28 protein-coding genes are annotated in these 21125 nt (G+C 36.9%); 6 read left to right on the top strand and 22 right to left on the bottom strand.

Annotated features, from left to right (window positions below; genetic code table 11):
• Positions 1 to 56: 56 nt before the first annotated feature.
• Positions 57 to 230, bottom strand: coding sequence for a 50S ribosomal protein L32 (gene rpmF, locus NSS81_RS20575; protein WP_342430496.1), 174 nt, complete (start codon positions 228 to 230; stop codon positions 57 to 59).
• Between the two features lie 81 nt (positions 231 to 311).
• Positions 312 to 839: a YceD family protein gene (locus NSS81_RS20570; protein WP_342430495.1), complete on the bottom strand. Its 528-nt coding sequence runs from the start codon at positions 837 to 839 to the stop codon at positions 312 to 314.
• A 265-nt stretch (positions 840 to 1104) separates the two neighbouring features.
• Between NSS81_RS20570 and NSS81_RS20565 the strand changes: the two genes are divergently transcribed.
• Entirely contained in the window at positions 1105 to 2328 is a 1224-nt protein-coding gene (locus NSS81_RS20565; protein ID WP_342430494.1) for a nucleotidyltransferase, read from the top strand.
• A 13-nt stretch (positions 2329 to 2341) separates the two neighbouring features.
• Here the strand turns inward: NSS81_RS20565 and NSS81_RS20560 are convergent, their stop codons facing one another.
• Both NSS81_RS20560 and NSS81_RS20555 read right to left on the bottom strand, forming a co-directional pair.
• Positions 2342 to 3367: a SepM family pheromone-processing serine protease gene (locus tag NSS81_RS20560; RefSeq protein ID WP_342430493.1), complete on the bottom strand. Its 1026-nt coding sequence runs from the start codon at positions 3365 to 3367 to the stop codon at positions 2342 to 2344.
• An 8-nt stretch (positions 3368 to 3375) separates the two neighbouring features.
• Positions 3376 to 4155: a patatin-like phospholipase family protein gene (locus NSS81_RS20555; protein ID WP_342430492.1), complete on the bottom strand. Its 780-nt coding sequence runs from the start codon at positions 4153 to 4155 to the stop codon at positions 3376 to 3378.
• A 265-nt stretch (positions 4156 to 4420) separates the two neighbouring features.
• Between NSS81_RS20555 and ylbJ the strand changes: the two genes are divergently transcribed.
• Positions 4421 to 5635 carry a sporulation integral membrane protein YlbJ gene (ylbJ, locus tag NSS81_RS20550; RefSeq protein WP_342430491.1) on the top strand — a complete coding sequence of 405 codons (1215 nt, stop codon included), beginning with the start codon at positions 4421 to 4423 and terminating at the stop codon, positions 5633 to 5635.
• A 37-nt stretch (positions 5636 to 5672) separates the two neighbouring features.
• Here the strand turns inward: ylbJ and coaD are convergent, their stop codons facing one another.
• On the bottom strand, positions 5673 to 6161 hold the full coding sequence (coaD, locus tag NSS81_RS20545; RefSeq protein WP_342430490.1) for a pantetheine-phosphate adenylyltransferase: 489 nt from the start codon (positions 6159 to 6161) through the stop codon (positions 5673 to 5675).
• A gap of 28 nt (positions 6162 to 6189) precedes the next feature.
• Entirely contained in the window at positions 6190 to 6735 is a 546-nt protein-coding gene (gene rsmD / locus NSS81_RS20540) for a 16S rRNA (guanine(966)-N(2))-methyltransferase RsmD (protein WP_342434093.1), read from the bottom strand.
• A 384-nt stretch (positions 6736 to 7119) separates the two neighbouring features.
• Here rsmD and NSS81_RS20535 point away from each other — a divergent pair, with 384 nt between their 5' ends.
• Positions 7120 to 7509 carry a methylthioribose kinase gene (locus tag NSS81_RS20535; RefSeq protein WP_342434092.1) on the top strand — a complete coding sequence of 130 codons (390 nt, stop codon included), beginning with the start codon at positions 7120 to 7122 and terminating at the stop codon, positions 7507 to 7509.
• Positions 7510 to 7539: 30 nt separating this feature from the next.
• Here NSS81_RS20535 and NSS81_RS20530 read toward each other — a convergent pair whose 3' ends face one another.
• The 6 genes from NSS81_RS20530 to NSS81_RS20505 form a co-directional block, all read right to left on the bottom strand.
• A complete protein-coding gene (locus tag NSS81_RS20530; protein WP_342430489.1) occupies positions 7540 to 7815 on the bottom strand; it encodes a YlbG family protein in 276 nt (91 codons plus the stop codon).
• Between the two features lie 120 nt (positions 7816 to 7935).
• The gene (locus NSS81_RS20525; protein WP_342430488.1) at positions 7936 to 8379 is read right to left on the bottom strand and encodes a YlbF family regulator; all 444 of its coding nucleotides are present in this window, start codon (positions 8377 to 8379) and stop codon (positions 7936 to 7938) included.
• A gap of 58 nt (positions 8380 to 8437) precedes the next feature.
• Positions 8438 to 8818, bottom strand: a complete 381-nt coding sequence (locus NSS81_RS20520; protein WP_342430487.1) for a hypothetical protein — start codon at positions 8816 to 8818, stop codon at positions 8438 to 8440.
• A 63-nt stretch (positions 8819 to 8881) separates the two neighbouring features.
• Positions 8882 to 9091 (bottom strand): hypothetical protein, encoded by a 210-nt coding sequence (locus NSS81_RS20515; protein ID WP_342430486.1) that lies wholly within the window; start codon positions 9089 to 9091, stop codon positions 8882 to 8884.
• Positions 9092 to 9159: 68 nt separating this feature from the next.
• The gene (locus NSS81_RS20510) at positions 9160 to 9399 is read right to left on the bottom strand and encodes a YlbE-like family protein (RefSeq protein ID WP_342430485.1); all 240 of its coding nucleotides are present in this window, start codon (positions 9397 to 9399) and stop codon (positions 9160 to 9162) included.
• Positions 9400 to 9417: 18 nt separating this feature from the next.
• Positions 9418 to 9819, bottom strand: coding sequence for a YlbD family protein (locus tag NSS81_RS20505; RefSeq protein WP_342430484.1), 402 nt, complete (start codon positions 9817 to 9819; stop codon positions 9418 to 9420).
• A gap of 134 nt (positions 9820 to 9953) precedes the next feature.
• Here NSS81_RS20505 and NSS81_RS20500 point away from each other — a divergent pair, with 134 nt between their 5' ends.
• Together NSS81_RS20500 and NSS81_RS20495 are read left to right on the top strand one after the other, a co-directional pair.
• Positions 9954 to 10442, top strand: coding sequence for a PaaI family thioesterase (locus NSS81_RS20500; RefSeq protein ID WP_342430483.1), 489 nt, complete (start codon positions 9954 to 9956; stop codon positions 10440 to 10442).
• Between the two features lie 24 nt (positions 10443 to 10466).
• A complete protein-coding gene (locus tag NSS81_RS20495) occupies positions 10467 to 10832 on the top strand; it encodes a hypothetical protein (RefSeq protein WP_342430482.1) in 366 nt (121 codons plus the stop codon).
• 15 nt (positions 10833 to 10847) lie between these two features.
• On the opposite strand, the gene NSS81_RS20490 is transcribed toward NSS81_RS20495, so the two are convergent.
• Positions 10848 to 11804 carry a CAP domain-containing protein gene (locus NSS81_RS20490; protein WP_342430481.1) on the bottom strand — a complete coding sequence of 319 codons (957 nt, stop codon included), beginning with the start codon at positions 11802 to 11804 and terminating at the stop codon, positions 10848 to 10850.
• A 274-nt stretch (positions 11805 to 12078) separates the two neighbouring features.
• Complete coding sequence (locus NSS81_RS20485) at positions 12079 to 12513, bottom strand: CBS domain-containing protein (protein ID WP_342430480.1); 435 nt, start codon at positions 12511 to 12513, stop codon at positions 12079 to 12081.
• A gap of 185 nt (positions 12514 to 12698) precedes the next feature.
• Between NSS81_RS20485 and NSS81_RS20480 the strand changes: the two genes are divergently transcribed.
• Positions 12699 to 13058, top strand: coding sequence for a YugN family protein (locus tag NSS81_RS20480; protein ID WP_342430479.1), 360 nt, complete (start codon positions 12699 to 12701; stop codon positions 13056 to 13058).
• Between the two features lie 49 nt (positions 13059 to 13107).
• Here NSS81_RS20480 and NSS81_RS20475 read toward each other — a convergent pair whose 3' ends face one another.
• The 8 genes from NSS81_RS20475 to cyoE form a co-directional block, all read right to left on the bottom strand.
• Positions 13108 to 14280 (bottom strand): GNAT family N-acetyltransferase, encoded by a 1173-nt coding sequence (locus NSS81_RS20475; RefSeq protein WP_342430478.1) that lies wholly within the window; start codon positions 14278 to 14280, stop codon positions 13108 to 13110.
• A gap of 95 nt (positions 14281 to 14375) precedes the next feature.
• Positions 14376 to 14840 (bottom strand): DUF420 domain-containing protein, encoded by a 465-nt coding sequence (locus NSS81_RS20470; protein ID WP_342430477.1) that lies wholly within the window; start codon positions 14838 to 14840, stop codon positions 14376 to 14378.
• A gap of 98 nt (positions 14841 to 14938) precedes the next feature.
• A complete protein-coding gene (gene ctaG / locus NSS81_RS20465) occupies positions 14939 to 15844 on the bottom strand; it encodes a cytochrome c oxidase assembly factor CtaG (RefSeq protein ID WP_342430476.1) in 906 nt (301 codons plus the stop codon).
• Positions 15845 to 15974: 130 nt separating this feature from the next.
• Positions 15975 to 16310 carry a cytochrome c oxidase subunit IVB gene (gene ctaF / locus NSS81_RS20460; protein WP_342430475.1) on the bottom strand — a complete coding sequence of 112 codons (336 nt, stop codon included), beginning with the start codon at positions 16308 to 16310 and terminating at the stop codon, positions 15975 to 15977.
• A 4-nt stretch (positions 16311 to 16314) separates the two neighbouring features.
• Positions 16315 to 16944 carry a cytochrome (ubi)quinol oxidase subunit III gene (locus NSS81_RS20455; protein WP_342430474.1) on the bottom strand — a complete coding sequence of 210 codons (630 nt, stop codon included), beginning with the start codon at positions 16942 to 16944 and terminating at the stop codon, positions 16315 to 16317.
• A complete protein-coding gene (gene ctaD / locus NSS81_RS20450) occupies positions 16944 to 18818 on the bottom strand; it encodes a cytochrome c oxidase subunit I (protein WP_342430473.1) in 1875 nt (624 codons plus the stop codon). The genes NSS81_RS20455 and ctaD overlap by 1 nt, the downstream gene beginning before the upstream one ends.
• Positions 18819 to 18850: 32 nt before the next feature.
• Positions 18851 to 19924, bottom strand: a complete 1074-nt coding sequence (coxB, locus tag NSS81_RS20445) for a cytochrome c oxidase subunit II (protein ID WP_342430472.1) — start codon at positions 19922 to 19924, stop codon at positions 18851 to 18853.
• A 101-nt stretch (positions 19925 to 20025) separates the two neighbouring features.
• Positions 20026 to 20964, bottom strand: coding sequence for a heme o synthase (cyoE, locus tag NSS81_RS20440; protein WP_342430471.1), 939 nt, complete (start codon positions 20962 to 20964; stop codon positions 20026 to 20028).
• Positions 20965 to 21125 lie beyond the last annotated feature (161 nt).

The raw sequence follows: 21125 nt of genomic DNA, 5'->3' as shown, positions 1-21125 counted from the left end.
AAAACGACAAAAGCACAAGGGTTTAAAAACCCTTGTGCTTTCTATCCTAATGGAAATTAGTCGTTAACAACGTCTTTTCCTTTGTATGTTCCGCAAGCCTTACATACGCGGTGAGTAAGTTTCATTTCACCACAGTTTGGGCAACTTACCATACCAGGTACATTTAATTTGAAATGAGTACGACGCTTTCTTTTTGCCGTTTTAGAAGTCCTTCTAGCAGGTACAGCCATTCTTCCCACCTCCTTAAAGAGTATTAAGAAAGTAATGAAGACCAGGAACGCTGGTCCTCATCTTGCTTCTTGTTTTGCTGATTATGATTCGGAAGAAGAATTTTTTTCGTCAAAAAACTTTGCAAGTCCTGCTAGTCTTGGATCAATCTTTTTGGATTGACCTTCCTCATGAATAACTTCCCAATCCTTACCAGATTGTGGAGCAGCATCTTCATGATTAACATCCTCACAGAAAACTTGCAGTGGAACTTCAAGTAAAAGAATTTCTCTAATGACTGGCATTAGATCAACAATATCCCCTTTTACTTGATATACTTCCTCTTCAGTTACATATTCTGAACCTTGTAAGAGGAAAGTTTCAGTTGTTTCGACATTAATTGGAAGTTTAACATCCACTAAAGTACGAGAACAAGGAAGGACTAAATGACCTTCTATTTTAAAATGGAATGTCACTTTCGTTGAATCAATATCCCCCCGACCCGTTATATGCATCGGCGAGACTTCACGAATCGTTTGATCAATTTCTTTAATCTCATCAACCCGAATTATTTCATCAATCTGAAAATCCTTGTTTCGATATTTTTGTAATTGACTTAATGTCCATTTCAATTGAATCACCCCAAGGCAACAAAGGTAATTATAGCCTTCGATTTATTTTTTGTCAATGTTTTTTCTTTACACCCAAAGCGGATAGTCTTTATACTATATTTCACCAAAAGCATGTCCTCATAATAGTTTACCCAGTTCCAATCAATTACAGTCCTACCGCATAATTCTATACAGTTTTATCCTTAAGTTGTAATTTTTGCTATACTATCATTACTTAGATAAAAAAATCCTGTTTAACTAAGATATTAAGGAGAGATATATACAAATGAAAGCAGTTGGAATCATCGTTGAGTACAACCCATTTCATAATGGACATAGCTATCACTTACAAGCAGCTAAGGAAGTAGCACAAGCAGATATTGTCATAGCAGTTATGAGTGGTAACTTTCTGCAAAGGGGCGAACCCGCTCTTGTTTCTAAATGGTACCGAACCAAGATGGCTTTATTGGGCGGCGTAGATATTGTGATTGAACTGCCCTATCAATTCGCTTCTCAAAAAGCTGAAACCTTTGCAAATGGCGCTATATCGATATTGGATGCAATCGGTTGTCAGGCACTTTGCTTTGGAAGCGAAAGCGGTAATATTTCATCCTTTTTAGAAACAATCGACTTTCTAGCAGTGAATCAGGACATATATGATGAAAATATTAAAAGGTTTATCCAAACAGGAGTAAGTTATCCTAAAGCATTATCGCTGTCTTTTCAGGCAATGTCAAGCACCAATCACCTCGTAGATTTAGCAAAACCAAATAATATCCTTGGTTATCAATACATTAAAGCCCTTAAACAACAAAAAAGTTTAATTAAACCACTAACAATAAGAAGGAAAAATGCAGACTATCATGATGAGCACTTCGCTACTGAAACCATTGCTAGTGCAACAAGTATCAGAAAAGCACTTTTTTCAGCTAATATGAACAAATCATCAATTAATCAATATGTACCAGTTGAAACAAGTCAATTACTAATAGAATACCATGACCGTTTTGGGACCTTTCATGAATGGGAAAATTATTGGCACCTGTTAAAATTTCGAATACTCCAAAGCAGTCCTGAGGAACTTAGAGAAATATATGAAGTAGAAGAAGGACTTGAAAATAGATTATTGGCGGTTGCCCTCGAATCCTCCAGTTTTAAGGAATTTATGGGAAAACTTAAAACGAAACGATATACATGGACGAGGTTACAAAGAATGTGTGTCCATATCTTAACCAATACAAAAAAAGAAGATATGGCAACGACCAATGAAAAGGCTAGCTATTTAAGGCTGCTGGGAATGACTGCAGACGGTAAAGAATATTTAAAAAAGAGCAAATCTCATATTAGCCTGCCGCTTATTTCTAAATTATCAGCCTATAAACAAAAAGAAATTTTGCTCGATATCAAGGCCAGCCAAGTATATTCATTGGGTGTAGGGAATTTACTTGCAAACGAATTAATACACCAAGAATATAGACAGCCGCCAATAATTGTAACGAAAGAAAGATGATGCTTATGGAGCATCATCTTTCTTTTTTAGGTAACTTTTGCAAATAATTCACAGCATCATCAAAAACATCAACGGGGACTATTTTCATTTTTGTGTCAATATCACGGGCTGTTTTTACTGCAACTCGATAATTGGAGCCACTTTTGCCCTTCTCATTTGGAGCGAAGAATATCTCCGCTCCTGCTTTATCCGCTGCAACCACCTTTTGGTCAATTCCTCCAATTGGCCCCACGTTACCTTTAGAATCAATTGTACCCGTTCCAGCTATCCTGTAGCCTCTTGTAAAGTCTTCTTCCATTAGCTGATTATAGATTTCCAATGTGAACATTAAACCGGCAGAGGGACCACCAATTTCATCGGTATTCACAGTTACCTTTGGGTTTGTAATGATTTCTTTATCATCCACCAAAGTAATTCCAATACCTACCTTATTGGAATCGTCTTTAAAAGGCTGAACAATAATTTTCACCTTTTTTGTTTTATTCTTTCGCTTTATCGTTAAGATTACTTCTTCGTTCGCCTTTTTCCCCCCCACATACTTAATGAATTCCTCCGAGGAAGAAAATTGCTGGTCATCCACTTTAATTACACGATCTCCTGGGAGCAGTTTACCATCAGCAGGCATTTCAGGAATAACCTGAACAACATACACTCCATTATATTTATATTCTATCGAAAATCCTGCTCTATTGTAGGCGACCCCAATTGCATTCTGCTTTGATCCTGACATCATATGAAGCTGTCTGGCATTATACTCTTCCTGTGTTTCCGTTTCGTGTAAAATCGCATCTAACGGATAGATTTCTTCATAATCAAAGAGTTTAGCCTGTAGATAAGAATATATATTTGCTCTTCCCATTCTAATTGTGGTTAGCATAAAGCTACCTTCAGCTTCGTAACCATTTTCAACTTGAACGATTGGTTCTAATTCCTTAGCCATTCCAGGCTTTGAAACATAATATGGCAATGATAAAAAAACTCCAGCAACCATTAGTACAGCAATGAAGATGGAAGCACCAATATATATTTTTCTGCGCATTAATACTGTTACCCCTTCCAACTCGCTATTACACTTTTAATTTGTTCTAGCTGTTTTTTCGTTTCCTCTTCACCAAGGGTGATAATTTCTTCGATATTGGTAAAGGCACGCGAACTATAAAGTTCAACAGGCGGCCGAATCATAATATCCGAGGCGATTTCGCGATTGATGAGAATTTCGGTCTGCATAATATCGATGCTTTGCATAATGACATCAAAGATTGAGGTAATTTCAGCATTCCGCTTTACTCTAGAAACATCTACCGCAATGACAATATCTGCGCCCATTTCCTTTGCAACGGATACAGGAACACGATCTGATACCCCACCATCCACCAGGATTCTTCCGTTATATTTCTCTGGTACAAAAATGCCTGGAATTGAAATGCTAGCTCTCACTGCATCAGCAACCGGACCTTGTTTAAAAACAACTTTTTCACCTGATAATAAATCAGTGGTCACTATCCCCAATGGAATATCTAGCTCTTCAATATTCTTGCCATGGGTGAACACCTTAATGAACTCCTTGACCCTTTTCCCAGAAATGAATCCCATCTTCGGAACAGTAAAATCCAAAAAGTATTTTCTTTTAAAAGCTGTTGAAAGTTTATATAAACGGTCGATTTCGATACCCGCTGCATAAAAGCTACCCACAAGAGATCCCATACTGCTCCCAGCAATTAAATGAATGGGGATTCCTTCGTCCTTCAATACTTTTATAACACCTAAATGAGCAAATCCTCGTGCCCCTCCTGAACCAAGCGCCAATCCAATTTTAGGATGTTCCATATCACTCACTCCTTTACCAAAAGCAAGACCCGTTCCTTCACAATGTGATAGAAAACCATCTATGCTAAAGATAAAACTCGTTCAATCTTGATGGTCTAAATTACGGTTCAATGAGTATATTTGTTTTATATGAGGACAAGACATTGGAATGTTTATTTATGGATATTCATTATTTTACCATTCATATTCTTGATTACACAATTATTATAAAAACAATTTGAAACTACGTTAAATTCTGGGTATTCCACGGGAAGGAGGGTCTTCGTTGTTACGTTCTAAAATTAAAACAATTTTTTTATCCGTATCCGTCATCATCCTAGCTGTATCGCTAATTTCCTATCCCCAGGAGTCCTTTGAAGCCTCCATTCGCGGACTTAAAATGTGGTGGGAAATTGTCTTCCCATCCCTTTTACCGTTTTTTATTGTATCTGAAATGCTGATTGGTTTTGGCGTAGTTAAATTTATTGGTGTATTGTTAGAGCCCCTTATGAGACCACTCTTTAAGGTACCAGGAGTTGGCGGTTTTGTCTGGGCTATGGGAATGGCATCTGGCTACCCTGCCGGGGCAAAATTCACTGCGAGATTGCGTCAAGAGGGCCAGTTAACACAGATTGAAGCAGAGAGACTCGTTTCATTTACAAACTCCTCAAACCCGCTCTTTATCTTTGGAGCTGTAGCTGTAGGCTTTTTCTATAACCCCCAATTAGGAGTAATATTAGCTTTAGCACACTATTTAGGGAATATTTGCGTTGGCTTGATCATGCGGTTTTATGGCAAGGAAACGCCCGCTGAGCGCGTGGAAAAGCGTAAAGGGTTTAAGCTAAGACAGGCTTTATCCGCATTACATCAAACACGGCTAAAGGAAAAACGCCCTATTGGAAAATTACTTGGTGATGCTGTCAATTCCTCGATTCAAACATTATTGATGATTGGCGGTTTCATCATTCTATTTTCTGTTGTTAACAAACTTCTCTTTCACTTACATATTACTACAACAATCGCAAATGCCTTTGATATTTTGTTATCATTCTTAGGTTTACCCCCATTGCTTAGTATCCCGTTTATCTCAGGCTTATTTGAAATAACTCTCGGGAGCGAGCTAACGAGCCAGGTCAAGGAAGCAACACTTATGCAACAGGCAATGATTACGAGCTTTATTTTAGCTTTCAGTGGATTTAGTGTCCAAGCACAAGTTGCCAGTATTCTTGCACAGACCGATATACGCTTTCAACCGTTTTTCATAGCGAGGATCATTCATGGAATACTGGCTAGCATTTTTGCCTTTATTTTATGGAAACCTGTGTATCTCCGCTTATATGGTTCGGAAGAGCCCTCAAACGCTATCCCTGTTGGTCTTTTTGAAAAAGGTACCTGGCTTCATAGCTATTTTCATCACTTAATTGAATTAGGACCACTCATTACCATTTTTTCGCTTATTATTTATGTGTTCCTTCTATTTCAACGATTAGGAAAAAATTAAAAAAGCCTTTGGTAGGTTTACCAAGGCTTTTGCTGGTTTAATCATTGCGATTAAATTTTTGATGGAGGGCCTCTTCTACAATTGGCGGTACTAGCTCTGAGATATTACCATTGTATTTGGCTACTTCCTTCACAATACTTGAGCTAAGGAATGAATATTGGTTATTTGTCATAATAAAGAAGGTTTCAATTTCATCACTTAACACTCTGTTCATTGATGTAATTTGCATTTCATACTCAAAGTCCGAGACAGCACGTAACCCTCGAATAATCGCATTTGCATTTACAGCCTTTGCATATTCAACAAGAAGCCCCGAATGTTCATCCACTTTCACATTTGGTAAATCCTTTGTTACTTCTTTAATAAGGTCTATGCGCTCTTCGACATTGAATAACGGATTTTTTGCTGAATTGTTCATCACACTAACATAAACAACACCAAAAACTTTAGCTGCTCTTCTAATAATATCTAGATGACCATATGTAATTGGATCAAAACTTCCTGGACAAACGGCAATACTAGCCAACGTAAGACTCCCCCTTATTACTTGCTAATCAAGAATAAATCGAAATAGCAATCATCCCGTACTTTTCGTGTTTGATTTGTGAATATGACCCTACTGTTTGCGGTAATTCTACGTCATGACCGTGTTCACAGACGATCACTCCATCAGGTTTTAATAATGCATGTTCAGTTATTTTCTCCATTAACCTTATAAGTTCCTGCTTTTTATACGGCGGATCTAAAAATATGTAATCAAAACGGATTTCTCTTTTGAAAAGTGCCTTTAGAGCCCTATCGGCATCATTCCGATACACCTCTGACTTTTCCTCCATAAAACATGCTTTAATATTTTCATGGATCACTTGAATGGCTTTGCCATCACGATCAATAAAAATAACTTTTTCTAAACCGCGGCTAAGCGCCTCAAGCCCTAAGCCACCACTACCAGCAAAAAGGTCAAGACCAACTCCGCCATCAAAATATGGTCCGATCATATTAAATAGTGCTTCTTTCACTTTATCCGTAGTCGGTCTCGTTGTATTTCCCGGAACTGCCTTTAGTCCTCTACCTTTACAAACACCTGATACAACTCTCATTTTCATCACCACTATTTTTCAAAAAATCATTTTTTAACATTCCTGTTTATCCTATCACAATTGACTAAACTAGCCAAATAACATAGCGGTGATACTTTTCCTTCACAAAAAATAATTTTTGTAGACGTATAAGCTTGCCTGTTATGGAGATAATGTTACTAACAACATCAATTCGAGGATGTTGTTGCCAACCGCGGAGAAGACTTACGTTTCCCCATAAGTTCTTCCTCCGGTTTCTCCTCTCCCTTTGCCTTCTATCCTTTTGAAGGATGTAGAAGGACCCTGCAGATGATGTCTGCAGGGTTTTTTATTTTTCAGATGATGCCTTAAAACTGATTTAATGGTAAAGTAGTGGGTGTATTTAATAATAAAGGGGAGTTTTCTTTGATACAACGCTTTATAGAATTAGGTGAAGGTTATTCTGATATATATGAATTACTAGAATTGGCAAGGGCAAATCAGCACCGCATTGTTCATCTGATGGCTTTTCACAGCTCAGTTGGAGACAGGCCAGTAACGTCGTTGGCAGTGATTTTACAGCCCACAGATCCTGGGAATTTTCAAGCCCTTTATATCTGTCGCGAAGGAATACCCAACCCTAAATTTATTCCAAATAAACGCTATGATCTTTTTCAAAAAACAGCTGAGGAACTCGGAAAGCAAATAATGGAGCTTTCAGTCAAACCTTCAACAATGTTTCATGAAAAAGAACTGTATTACCAACATTTAATCGGTATTTTGAGACTAAATCATTTTCTTAAACCACTACAATAAAAGGTGAGGGCAAATTTAGCCCTCACCTTTTTATATCCCCATCTTATAATCGTATTCCTTTGCTTTATCAGGTGCTGCATTCTCGAATTCCATTTTTAAGAAAGGTTTATAGGAAGGTTCTACTTTCTTAACAAAGGAAAAGGAATTTAGCTTTTCCATAATCCCATCAAGATCCTCTTGATTGCAATATAACACGACATATTTAAGCTTTTTTGAGACGTAATGAACATTACCAAAACGCCTTAACATTTTTGCTTGCTTTAATGAGTAAAGCCAAACAACCAATCCTTGTCTTTGTATGAACATCCCTTTTTCCCCTTCAATAACCATCATATTCTTTAGTCTAGCATATTGAAACGTACTATTTCAATTCATACTTTGTTTCCTGTTTATTAAATAAAAAAACGGCTTGTCATAAGCCGATTTTTAACCACAATTACAGCTTCCCCCGCCACCGCAGCCACTGCTATGTGAGTTTCCTGTATCAAAGAATGGATTGCCTATTGGGACCTTAATATTTGGTGAAACTGCACCGCCAACTATCATGCTGATTGCATCCAGTAAATATTGTAAATCATTTTCCGCTAATCGAAATTCAGCAACAAGTGGATCTAAATCCATATCACGCTTATATTGCCGGATTTCACCCATTACTCTCTTGTAATCTGGGTGATATTTACCAAACCGTTGAACTTCTTCATAAAGTTCTTTAAGGTTTGCAAATTTATTGATTTTTTGCTGCGATTCTTTATTATGACGGAGCTTATATAAACAAATCTGATATTGTTCAACGATGTCAGATTCTAAAATCATATTAGCTAAGTGATCTGCCTGGTCTAATAATTCTATTCTCTCAATTGTTGCAAGCATGTTCGCACACCTCCACACACATTTTACCATGAATGAATACGGAAAGTGAAATAAACAATTATCTAGGGATATTTACCAAGAATTCCTTTATTAAACCATAAGATTCATTATTTAAGTTAACAACTTCAAGCTTTACCTTATGCTCTCCTGGCGAAAGACCTTTCATGATAAAAGCGGCAGATGCAACTTCTTGACTTTTCTTTCCGTCAATCGAGATAATTAGCTTCCCAACTTTTTTCCTTGTCTTATCTGATGCACGAAAACTTATTCCCGTTAAGATGCATTCAACGAAAATATCATTGCCCTTGATTTGATGCTGCACAGTAAATGAGGGTACCTTATTTGTATTTTGCTGATAGACAGGCAATTCTTCCGCGTGTGTTAGATTTGACGTGATTTGTAAGAAAGCTATGATAAATAGCGGCAAAATCTTTTTCAAGTTTATCACTCCTTAATAATAAATATTGTTCGCCTCCTTTAGGTTTTTTACTCTTTTTTTTATTTAAGGTTTGTTAACCTGTTGATTGGAGTTCCAGGCACTTCGCTTTCCGCTGGCGGTCGGTGAGCCTCCTCGGCGCTGAAGCGCCTGTGGGGTCTCACCCTGACCTGCAAGTCCCGCAGGACATTGAATATGCTTACTTGAATTTTTCACCGCACGAAGGAAATGCGGTAGCATTTTCGAGGAGTCCTTCGTCCCTTCCGCTCTAATCAACAAGTATAAAAATCAAACATCTTTGAACACATTCATAAAAAAAGAATCACTTTTGTATGTGATTCTTACTAGTTTTGGTCTTTCATTGATTGAAACATGTAGAACATCATTGAGGCCATTTGTACATTGTTTGAAAATTTTTCAACCTGATGCGGTATGGTCTTTTTATAATAATGAAGGGATTCTCTTTCTAGTGTTTGTAGGTCATAAGGGTTCCTTGAAAGTTTGCGGTACCAAAGCGGCTGCTCTCTGACAAACTTTTTTAGTTCCTTTTGTCCATTCAAAAAATCAAATACATCTCTTCTCATGTAATAAATTCCTCTCTGTTAATCTTTACGAAATAAAAAAGGATGTCTTTGTTCAATTTGAGGTTTAACTTGATTAGTTTTGTTAGACCCCTGAAATTGGGAGAGAACACCTTGAATGGCCCCTAATGCTTGGCTTAAGTTATTAATATAATGCTGAACCTGCTCTGGATCCATTTTTTGTATTGTTCCCATAATAGTGGAAATCCAATCACCTTTTTTATCCGTGTTTTCTTCTGACTGTATCTTGTTTTCAGACCTTATTATTTCCCACCTTGAATCTTCCTCACCAAGGAGGTACCAATCTTCATATAATTCCTGCCACGTCGCTTCCCCTTTCCGCACTTCAAGAATTAACTTTGGATTATTACTAACAAATTCTTTAAAATTAACTACGGAAGGATGTAATTTTTTTGGCATCATTACTCACCCCTGCCCAAATAATTGCCTATATTACGATATGTAACAATCACAAATTTGTGAAAACTCTCTTACTGTAAAAATAATGCTTTTAATGATAAGATGTCATGAGATAAAGCATGAGAGAGGGAATTGACTTGAAAGATCATATTCAACAATTATTAAACAAATGTATTGAACTCGGTTCAGAAGAAGATTTAAGTGCACTAGTCCATGTTTTAGAAGGTATTGAAAAAAAAATAGATAAAACGAATCTACAATATATTGATGGTCTATTACATATGGATCGAGTGATTGATAAGGAGAAAAAAACCTGTATAATTACTGTTCCTATAAATCCGTTATTAAATAATTCATTAGACATTGTCCATGGAGGAATAACTGCAACGATCCTTGACACCGCAATGGGATCCTTAGCCATCTCTCTACTCCCGGATGGTTATGCTGCGGTGACGAACCAGCTAAATATCCATTACATAGCACCCGGAATAGGCAATACACTCCGCTGCAAGGCTGAAGTTATTCACCAAGGCAGCAAGACATTCGTCATTTCAGGTGAGGTTTATCGTAGTGATGGGAAAAAAATTGCCTATGCCACAGGTACTTTTTTTACCATTCAAAAATAGATCGTAAGGAGAATGAACTAAAAAATGGTTACCGCCATTGTAATTCCGATAATATGCTTCTATTTCTATTGGCTAACTAGGAAAGAAATGAAGGAACACGATATCAAATGGCTTGCAACTGGAGAAGTTGAACAAGAGGCAATGCTAACAGGTGAAATTAAAAGTATTAATGAGGAAAAACAACGTTTTTATTATCATAGGTATCTATATGTACAAGAAATAAGACTTCAAACAGAAACAAAGATAGTAAAAGTTAAGAAAGTAACACCGATTAGAAAAAAAATAAAAATTGAACCCTTTACGATTGGAGACGTAATTAGAGTTTATGGCAGCTGGGCAGGTTCTTATTTTCACTTCAGTAATTTCGAGATAATCGAACAAAAAAGGTGACATAGCAGTCACCTTTTACTCTTCATCTATCCGGATAAAGTTTTGTGTATAGTACTTTTGATATACCCCTACTCCGAGATGGGTAAATTCCTCACTTAACAGTGATTCACGATGAGTTTTACTATTTAGCCAGCCTTCAACGACCGCCGGTCCATCAGAATAATTCGCAGCTATATTCTCACCAGCAGATAGATACGTGACTTTTGCAGCCTTTAACCGATCCGATAGGTCGCCAAATTGCTTAGAAATATGTGAAAAATCATCACTATCTGACATATCCTTGCTATGGCCATATGCAACCTTAGCAGTTTCATCATCCCATAATACCGGATTCAAATCATGTCTAACCCTGAGAACATTTGTAATATCAAAAATTTCCTTCTCTGCACCCTCTTCGATACTTCTCCACAAAGTTTCATTAGGATTAGTTGGTTCAATCAATTCACCTCGATAAACCAATTCATAGGGATGCTGTTTAATTAAAGCTTCATTATTTAAAAAACGGATACTTGAAAGAGTACCTGTAAAATTATCAATATATAGTTGGACAAAGATATCACCCAGTGGGATCAACGGTCTTAGATTTAGATCGGTGTCAGATAATTCAAAGCGATAAGAATTACCATTGAATTCAATCTCAATATTCGTGTCAATATTGTAAGAATTAAATATTTCCTCAACCGGTTGTCCTAATAGGAACGGTGTAACCTCATTATTTTCCCCTATTGCATATACCGTTACTACCCGATTATTCTCTACCCCCACTTGAACATAGCGAGAATAATCCAGATTATAGATATACCATTGATAACCATATAATGATTCATCGATTCGTTCAGGTTCGCCTAACTTTTTTATTAGCTCGGAAAGGTCTTGTCCAATTAGCTGTCCTAGTCCCTCTTTAGGCCGTTCTGCTGACGGACCGTTGGAGATATTATTATTATGATGATTCTGATATAATGATTGATTCAATTCTAATGCAGGATCGTCATTAATTAATACTTTTTTATCCTCATTTTCGTTTATGCTATCATAAAAACCGATAGTTACAAATATAGCCGAAAGAACAAGTATTCTAAATAAATTCCGCAGAGGTTTTCACCCTCTCTATTACTTTTTCATTCCAAAATAGGCTGAATATAATTATTATATCACCTATATCTTTATTGGTAATAGAGAAAATTAAATATGCTCAATTATAACCTAAACAAAACAGATATGAATCGTACCTATTTTGTATACTGTCTTAATGTTGAACACCGTTATAGTTTGTTTCTGATATTTCTGTAAGTGCTGCTTTTGCCTGATCATCAGTTTGCTCCCTAATTGCAAAATCACCCAGTGATACAATCCCCACGAGTTTATCACTTTCCACCACTGGCAGCCTTCGAATTTGATGCTCAGACATTAATTTAGCTGCTTCCTTTGTCGTGGCATCAGGAGAAATCGTAATTAGATTATTACTCATTATATCTTCTACTTTAGTTGAACCCGGATGTTTCTCAGCAACGCCTCGAACTACAATATCACGGTCAGTTATCATTCCGACAAGCTTATCTTGATCGACAATGGGGATTGCCCCAACATTCAATTCCTTCATTTTCACTGCTACTTCGAATACATTATCTAAAAGTGTACAACTATCAACGTTATCCGTCATAATTTCGCGAATCTGTTCCACTTCGATTACCCCCATAGGTTATTTGTAAGACTTAACAATATTTTAGTTTATCCTAACTTAACTGGATTATTCAAAGAATCTATCCATTGCAAGTTTAAGGATTTTCAACTATTATTAAATTGAATTTACTATCTTACCATGTTCGAGCATAAGGGGTAGGCAACTGTTTCTAGGAGGGATTTATTATGAAATTTGAGAATACGGAAATTGAAAGTTTGAAAGCGGATTTAAACCGTCTAGACGAGGTTATGCTTGATAACGGGTTAGTTCGTGAAGGACAATGGGATTATGAACGTGTTACATACGATCGTAAGTTTGAATTGAAAGAAGGGGTATTCTACTTGCGTATCCGTGGCCATGTAGTTGAAGGCGAAGTTGATACAAACAGGGCGATTATTCAATTAATGACACCATTATTGGGTAAATATTATTATCCTCATGGTGTTGAGTACGGAGAGGGAGAACAGTTCCCGACGGCACTTGTCAATCAGTCAAAAAAAATTATTGACACTGTAAAAGCAGAAGTAACTAAATTTGCAGTATAAGAACAAGGACGCATGAATAAATTTCATGCGTCCTTGTATTGAGTAAAGATTAGAAAAAATCATAGAAATATGGCTTTACTATAGGGAATAACCTCTCTAACACATTAACTTCTTCTTCTGAGCCCTTTAAATAACCCATTGCAAATAATTCAATTGGTCGTTTATAACCAAATAATATAGCTGTTAATGCATTAATATCTAGCCTTATTCCTCTTTGAGGAGGCTGCGTACAACTACTACCTTGCTTTTCCTTAAATACTTTCACGTCACTATTTCCAATTAAATAACTTCCATTGTTCCATGGGGCAAATGTATCCTCAATATGGAGAAATACTTTGTCCGTACAGCCATTAAATTGTACTTTTGATAAACACTGCCGAGCATCGATAATTCGAGCCATAAAGTATGGAGCTACCTCCATCTTCACTTTCGGCTGTTTAAGGACGTATGGTAAATATTCGTGATTTGAAGTCAGTATCGATACATTTTCCACCATGGAATCATGTTGACAAATAAAATTCCACAATCCACACCTTGCCTCATGATTTAGACAAATGAACTCTTGAACATCCATTTTCTGATCCTTAATTTCAAAAAGAATATAGCCCTTTGCTTGACCCATTTCGTTGTAATAGACAGCAATCTGGGAGTCATCATAGATATTATTCATCCACCAAGTTAAATCACGTACCAGCATTCCCGTGTATTTCTCGCTGAATTCAATATAAAGTTTCTCAATATCCGAATGATGTGTGTCTTTCGTGTAACGTTTAATAGACCCTTTTTGGGGCTCGAGAAATTGCAGGTTAATTTTATCAATCTGAATTTTCTTGTTTTCAGTAAAAATTTCCCAACCGTATTTTCTGTAAAAACCAATGTCAAAGGGATGAAGCATCGAGACAATTTGCCCATCCCCCCTCATCTGCTTTATAGCTTCAATCATTAAAGATTTTACATATCCGCTTCTGCGAAATTCTGGATATGTTGCTACCCCAGCAACACCACCCATTTTCCATTCAAGTCCATACATATAGATATGAAATGGAATAATATGCAGCTTTGCCGCAAGATTACTCTGATTCCATATGCCGAGTATCTTATGATTTTTTAACATTTCTTTTCTTGTCGGAATTTTGTCCTCTGGGATTGTATATTGAAAGGCATACATGGAAAGCTTCATCGACTGAGTATAGTCTTCCTCAGTTAGTACTTTAATTTCCATTAATCCACCTCCTGGTTCCTCTTTAGTTATTTCTATGTACTCATGAGTAAAACCTTTCGATCATCATAAAAAAAATGCCTTGTATGGCACTTTTTTTATGTCCCCAAAATAGCTTTAATAACAGAAGTCGTCTCACCGCCATGATAGAAGACATATAGCAATAAGTAAACAGCCACCCCTGTAATAGCAGTAAAGAACCAAACTATGCTGGTAATTGGACCAAGTTTTCGGTGAATTGAAAGTTTATTTTTATATCCTGTAAAAATCGAGATAATTCCAAGAACGGCACCTGATGTCGCTAAGGTAATATGAAAGATTAAAAATACAGTGTAATAGATTTTTATATTGTCTGGTCCGCCAAAAGCAGTATTTCCGATGAAGATTGTTCTAGAAGCATAAATAATAAAGAAAATAAGAGCAAAAATCCCAGCAAGAAACATTGTCTTCTTATGTGCTTCAATTTTTCTTTGGCTAATCTGCCACCACCCAATTGCTACAGTGATTGCACTTAAAATAATAAAGGTTGTACTAATTGTTGGTAAAATCGGTAAGGAATTCATAGAAATATCCTCTCTTTTAATATATTCATTCTACAATAATAGTAATGGACTATTCCTGATTTTTCAATCAAAAAGAAAATCTCCCGGTTATAGGGAGATTATTTAATAAGAGACGGCTCTAGGGTTTGGTTCAATTCATTTTCAGATTCGGCTTGGTCTTTTCGATACCATTCAAAGAAAACATGGGCTAAGACACTGCCATAGATAATTTCCTGCATTACCTTCATTAAGACCCCGCCAAGCTGTTGGTCATGCAATAAGGACATTGAACTGAATAACTCTGGTCCGCTAATATCTAAGCCAGCAAAAGTCCCAGGACCGACACATAGGGCCATCACTTGACCCCAAACCGCAGGATCCGAGTAAGTCAAATAGATAGATTCTGGGGAGAAGATAATTAAGGCACAAGCTGGCAATAATAACATCCCATCAGCAAAGATATAGCCTACCTTCTTTAATCCACTTAATGTTTGATGCTCTGGAACTGGATTCATAAGCGGCCACCACATAAATATTGCTACGAAAAATAATAGCATTGAGTAACCTGCATGTAACCAAATGTTTTGCATAATATTGTCAAATACAAATGGAAGATGGTAAAAGGAAAACAACCCATTAAACGCAATCAATGCAATAAGCGGTCTAGTAAAAAACTTAAAAATAAGATTAAATAATTTGATACTAAAGAGTTTTCGCCATATCCAAACTGGAATACCGAAGATAAAGATAATCGGGATCACGAAAACGAGCGTAGCCATTTGAATCATATGGACATAAAACATCAAATGAGCCATTACATCAAGCGGCGACCCTTTAATAGCATAAATCAGTGTCATCGAAAGCAAAAACAAGCCAGCTTGTTTCTTTGTTAAAGGTTCACTATTGGAGAACTTACTCCGGAAAATAACTGTAATTAGAAAATAAGCAGCAACTATTGATAGTAAAATTAATAGGAAGTACGGGCTCCAAAGTGCTTTAAAGCCAAATATATCTAATGTAAGCACCGCATATCACCTCAATTTAATTAGTAAAATCACACTTTTATTATATACTCCAGCCAATTGTATGAGCAAAGAAATGAGATTACCTAGTTTAAATAAAGAAAATCGGCCGAAGCCGATTTTCAATCTTTTGTTACCACCAGATGATTGTAACAAACGCCAGGACAGTAACTAATCCTACAAATAAACCTGCATATAGAAACAACGATGGGGCTTCATGTCCCTTGTGACTCATATGCATAAAATAATACAATTGAAAAATCACTTGAATAACCGCTAATAAAAGGATAAACGGAACGATAAACCACGCTGAAAATCCTTTAATAGCAACAGCTGCAAAAGCAATTAACGTTAAGAATATCATTAGGGCAAATGAAACTACCTGGTGTCTCATTTCCTCTGCGCTTTTTCTGCGGCGATATTCAATGTCAACTCTTGGGTTACCTGAATTTAATTGTTGATTTGTCATCAGTTTATCCCACCATCCCCATTAAATAAACTACTGTAAAGATGAAAACCCATACAACATCGATGAAGTGCCAATAGAGACTTGCTATATAGAACTTTGGTGCATTATACAGGTCTAATCCACGCTTAGAATTGCGAATCATTAACGTTAAGATCCACATAAGTCCGAAGGCAACGTGTGCTCCATGGAAGCCTACTAAAGTATAGAATGCAGATCCAAAAGCACTGCTTGTAAAGGTGTGTCCATACTCATGAACATAATGGTAGAACTCATATACCTCTAATCCAAGGAAAGCTGCACCTAATAATACAGTTAGTCCTAACCATAACATCATTTTCTTAGAATTAAAGTTTTTCATGTGGTACATTGCATAAACACTTGTTAATGAACTAGTTAATAACAGCATGGTTGCTACAAATGTTAATGGAAGGTCAAATAAATCCTTCGCTAGCGTATGTGTAGTATCTGGCACTTTATCTTTCAGAGCAAGGTAAGTGGCAAAGAGAGAAGCAAAAAGAACTGTCTCTCCCCCTAAAAAGAACCAAAAACCTAAAAATTTATTTTTTGCCTCAAGGGTCGCTTTTTCAGGCTCAGCCGGCCACGTTTCATAGGTTAATTTTTCTTCCACGTGCATTATGCCTTAACCCCCTTATCATTATCATCTTCCATTAAGTCTTCTTTATGAATGTGGAAGCCATGATCGTCTTTAACAGAACGCAGGAACATGGAACCAAAAGTGATTAATAGTCCAAGTATTATAACAGGTATTGACCATGCCTTGTCATCCATATTAAACAATGCACCAAATGCAGCAACGAATAAACCGAATGCTATCATAAATGGTAAGAAAGATGAATTTGGCATATGGATATCACCTAGTGGTTCAGCAGGCGTCATACCTTTTTTGCCATCCATTTTTTCTAGCCAATAGGCATCTAATCCGCGCACAAGCGGTAACTGCTTAAAGTTATAGAAAGGAGGCGGTGATGGTAGTGACCACTCAAGTGTTCTGCCATCTCCCCATGGATCATTTCCTACTCTTACATTTTTTACAGATGTCATAATGACGTTGTACAGAAGTACAAGTACACCTAATGACATAAATGCAGCACCCAAAGAGCTTATCAGATTGGATAACTCAAAGCCTTGGCCTGGAAGGAAGGTAAACACGCGCCGTGGCATACCCCAAAGACCTAAGAAGTGCTGAATAAAGAATGTCATGTGGAACCCGATAAAGAATAGCCAGAAAGTAATCTTTCCTAACGTTTCATTTAACATTGTTCCAAATATCTTCGGCCAATATAGATGTGTACCAGCAAGAATCGCAAATACCACACCACCAACGATAACGTAATGGAAGTGAGCTACAACGAAATACGTATCATGATATTGATAATCTGCTGGTGCAGATGCAAGCATTACCCCTGTTACCCCACCGGCAACAAAAGATGGAATGAATGCAAATGCATAATGCATTGGAGTAGTAAACTTAACACTGCCACCCCACATCGTTAATAACCAGTTAAAAATCTTAATCCCAGTTGGAACACCAATCGCCATCGTTGCTACAGCAAAAATTGCATTTGCTACTGGACCTAATCCTGTCGTGAACATATGGTGGGCCCAAACCATGAATCCTAAGAAACCAATTAATACAGTCGCAAATACCATGGAAGAGTAACCAAATAATCGTTTTCTAGAGAACATTGGAAAAATTTCCGAGAAAATACCAAACGCAGGAAGTATTAAAATATATACTTCAGGGTGTCCAAAAATCCAAAATAAATGTTCCCATATTACCGTATTTCCACCCATTGTAATGTCAAAGAAGTTTGAACCAAACATACGGTCAAACATCATTAAGACAAGACCAACTGTTAATGGAGGGAAAGCAAATAAAATTAGTGCTGAAGTTACAAATGTGGTCCATGTAAATAACGGCATTCTCATATACGTCATTCCTGGTGCACGCATAGTAACAATCGTCACCAAGAAATTAATACCGCCAATAAGTGTCCCCAAACCAGATATCTGTAATCCTAATACGTAAAAATCTACGCCATGACCCTTTGAAGCCATTGCTAATGAGGCGTAAGATGTCCAACCCGCATCAGGTGCCCCATCAAAAAACCATGATAGGTTTAGGAAAACTCCTCCGAAGAAGAAGAGCCAAAATCCCAACGCATTTACAAAAGGGAAGGCCACATCACGGGCACCAATTTGTAAAGGCATAACCGCATTCATAAACGCAAATACTAGCGGCATAGCTGCAAGGAAAATCATCGTTGTTCCATGCATAGTAATAATTTCATTAAATAATCCTGCACTTACAAAGTCGTTGTTTGGTATTGCAAGTTGGATGCGGATAAAAACTGCCTCAAGCCCGCCGACTAGGAAGAAAAATCCACCTGCAATAAGATAAAGAATCGCGATTTTTTTATGGTCGACTGTCGTTAGAAAATCCCATATAGTCGCTCCGAATCCTTTTTTTTGAGCGTAGGTACTCACAAGTTTTACCTCCCTTTCACCATATTCCCCTTTTATTCCTGAACTTTTAATCCCATTAAATATTCTGATAAAGCATCAAGTTGTTTTTCTCGTTCAACTGGATCTTCAGAAAGTGTATAAGTATTCGTCATTTTATTGCCTGGCTTATATTTATCTGGAGTACGTATCCAGTTTTTCAAATCTTCCTCACTGTGATCCAATACACCAGCAATGCGTGAACGGTCACCAAAGTTCGTTAAGTTTGGAGCAAGTCTAGCTGCCTCATTTGTTGTGTTCGCAGGAGTGACAGCATGACAGCTGACACAGCTTTGATTAAAGATTTCTTGACCTTGTTGTGCCAATTCGGTCTCAGCTTGCTTCGGTTCCTTTACATTTTGCATTGCCGTAATCCAACCATCAAAGTCGGCGCGGCTCATTGCCTTTACTTTAAAGTCCATTAACGCATGTGATGGTCCACAAAGTTCAGCACACTTACCATAGAATAAATTACCGGCCTCATCTGATCTCTTACTATCAAACTCTAACCAAAATTTATTAACATTCTCAGTATTATTGTCTAGCTTTCCACCTACTGCAGGAATCCAGAATGAATGTTTTACATCAGAAGCTTTTAAATTAAAATATACTCTCTCGTCTGTTGGAACAACCAAGTCTTGGCCTGTAACTATTTTCTGATTAGGATATTCAAATTCCCACCAGTATAGATTTGCTCTAACATTAATAACTAATGCATCAGAGTCTTTATTATTCATCGGTGATACATCTGCTAGCTTAAAAGTAGCAGATACAGTTGGAACTGCAAGGATTAGAAGTAAAAGAATGGGAACAGTAGTCCAAATAATCTCTAATTTGTGGCTACCTTCCACTTGTTTAGGGATCTTTTCGTCCTTTCTTTTAAACTTAAACATAACTATTAAGAAAATTACCATAACAATAATAATGACCCCAACCATTATTAATGTGCTTAACTTCATTAAATCGTATTGAATGTCAGCTGCCTCTCCCGCTGGCCTTAACGCGGACAAGTATGGTTTACCACAACCGGAAAGTATAAGCGTTAGAATCGCAAACATCGAAATCAAGCGCAATTTTTCAAGCCTTTTCATAGCTTCATCAAACCCCTCTTTCACTAATAATTTTGTTTATTATGCTTGATCAAAAATGTATGTAGAATATTCCTTTCATCTAAAAGAACATCCAGACAAAGCTAAACTAAAGTAACAATGACCATCGCTACAAATATAATTGTCAAATATTGCAATGAGTACACAAACATTAGCTTTGCCCACTTAATATCATCTTTGATCTTATATCCATAAATTCCTAATGCCAACCAACCGATATTTAATACAGTTGCAAGTATTAGAAATGGGATGCCTAATGAGGTCAGTAAAATTGGGGTTGGCAATAGTGCTGCCACCCAAAGTAAAATATGTTTCTTGGTTGTTTTAAAGCCCTTTACTACCGGCAGCATTGGTATACCCGCAGCACGATACTCTTCTACCCTTCTCATTGCAAGTGCATAAAAATGGGGAGGCTGCCAAATAAACATAATAATAAACAATGACCACGCTATCATTCCCAGGCTAGCATCCACTGCAGCCCAGCCAATAAGTGGTGGAACAGCACCAGAAATACTGCCGATAATTGTATTTGAAACCAATTGACGTTTAGACCATAACGAATAGAGAACAACATAGCTAAAAACTCCAAGCAGTCCAATAACTGTTGCAGTAATTGTTGTAAACAACAGAAACATTGTGCCCAGTCCAATAAGTAAAATACCCAAAGCAAGTACTTTTGAACCCTCTATCTTTCCAGTAACTGTTGGTCTATCCTTTGTTCTTTCCATCAAATGGTCAATATCCCGGTCAATATAATTATTAATGCTGCATGAACCAGCAATAATGAGGGAGGAGCCTACTATGGTAAAAAAAACAATATCCAGGTTACTAAGAAAACTTTGACCAGTAAAATGAAGTGCCAGCCATATACCAGTAAAAGTGGTTATTAGATTGGAGTTAACTATACCAATTTTGATCAGTGCCATAAAATCTTTCAATACTGAGGCTTTTTCTAAACTTGAATTAAGACTTGAAGTGCCTGTTTCAATTGATGCTTCACCAATTACCTTCGAATTGGGCATCTTTTCCCCTCCTAAATACTTAAAAGTATTATTCTAAACTCGAGTAAAAACGTTTCCAAATTATAATTGTTATTTATATGCTATTATTATTTTATAATAATGTTATATCATAATCACTTTCTCTGTATATTAAATCACACTTCACTGTGTATTTGTGAATT

This window comes from Neobacillus sp. FSL H8-0543 (assembly GCF_038592905.1).
In the GTDB taxonomy this organism is placed as follows: domain Bacteria; phylum Bacillota; class Bacilli; order Bacillales; family Cytobacillaceae; genus Neobacillus.
Note: the sequence above shows the minus strand (reverse complement) of the source record. Positions and strands in the feature narration are given on the sequence as shown.

Bases quoted from the DNA above. Each gene is read 5' to 3' on its own strand.
- rpmF (WP_342430496.1), bottom strand. From the start codon at position 230: ATGGCTGTACCTGCTAGAAGGACTTCTAAAACGGCAAAAAGAAAGCGT.
- NSS81_RS20530 (WP_342430489.1), bottom strand. From the start codon at position 7,815: ATGTTCATACAAAGACAAGGATTGGTTGTTTGGCTTTACTCATTAAAG.
- coxB (WP_342430472.1), bottom strand. From the start codon at position 19,924: ATGAAAAGGCTTGAAAAATTGCGCTTGATTTCGATGTTTGCGATTCTA.
- NSS81_RS20555 (WP_342430492.1), bottom strand. From the start codon at position 4,155: ATGGAACATCCTAAAATTGGATTGGCGCTTGGTTCAGGAGGGGCACGA.
- cyoE (WP_342430471.1), bottom strand. From the start codon at position 20,964: ATGCCCAATTCGAAGGTAATTGGTGAAGCATCAATTGAAACAGGCACT.
- rsmD (WP_342434093.1), bottom strand. From the start codon at position 6,735: ATGAGAGTTGTATCAGGTGTTTGTAAAGGTAGAGGACTAAAGGCAGTT.
- NSS81_RS20560 (WP_342430493.1), bottom strand. From the start codon at position 3,367: ATGCGCAGAAAAATATATATTGGTGCTTCCATCTTCATTGCTGTACTA.
- NSS81_RS20525 (WP_342430488.1), bottom strand. From the start codon at position 8,379: ATGCTTGCAACAATTGAGAGAATAGAATTATTAGACCAGGCAGATCAC.
- NSS81_RS20510 (WP_342430485.1), bottom strand. From the start codon at position 9,399: ATGAGAAGAGATGTATTTGATTTTTTGAATGGACAAAAGGAACTAAAA.
- NSS81_RS20455 (WP_342430474.1), bottom strand. From the start codon at position 16,944: ATGCACGTGGAAGAAAAATTAACCTATGAAACGTGGCCGGCTGAGCCT.
- NSS81_RS20495 (WP_342430482.1), top strand. From the start codon at position 10,467: ATGGTTACCGCCATTGTAATTCCGATAATATGCTTCTATTTCTATTGG.
- NSS81_RS20565 (WP_342430494.1), top strand. From the start codon at position 1,105: ATGAAAGCAGTTGGAATCATCGTTGAGTACAACCCATTTCATAATGGA.
- NSS81_RS20475 (WP_342430478.1), bottom strand. From the start codon at position 14,280: ATGGAAATTAAAGTACTAACTGAGGAAGACTATACTCAGTCGATGAAG.
- NSS81_RS20470 (WP_342430477.1), bottom strand. From the start codon at position 14,840: ATGAATTCCTTACCGATTTTACCAACAATTAGTACAACCTTTATTATT.
- ctaF (WP_342430475.1), bottom strand. From the start codon at position 16,310: ATGACAAATCAACAATTAAATTCAGGTAACCCAAGAGTTGACATTGAA.
- NSS81_RS20505 (WP_342430484.1), bottom strand. From the start codon at position 9,819: ATGATGCCAAAAAAATTACATCCTTCCGTAGTTAATTTTAAAGAATTT.
- NSS81_RS20480 (WP_342430479.1), top strand. From the start codon at position 12,699: ATGAAATTTGAGAATACGGAAATTGAAAGTTTGAAAGCGGATTTAAAC.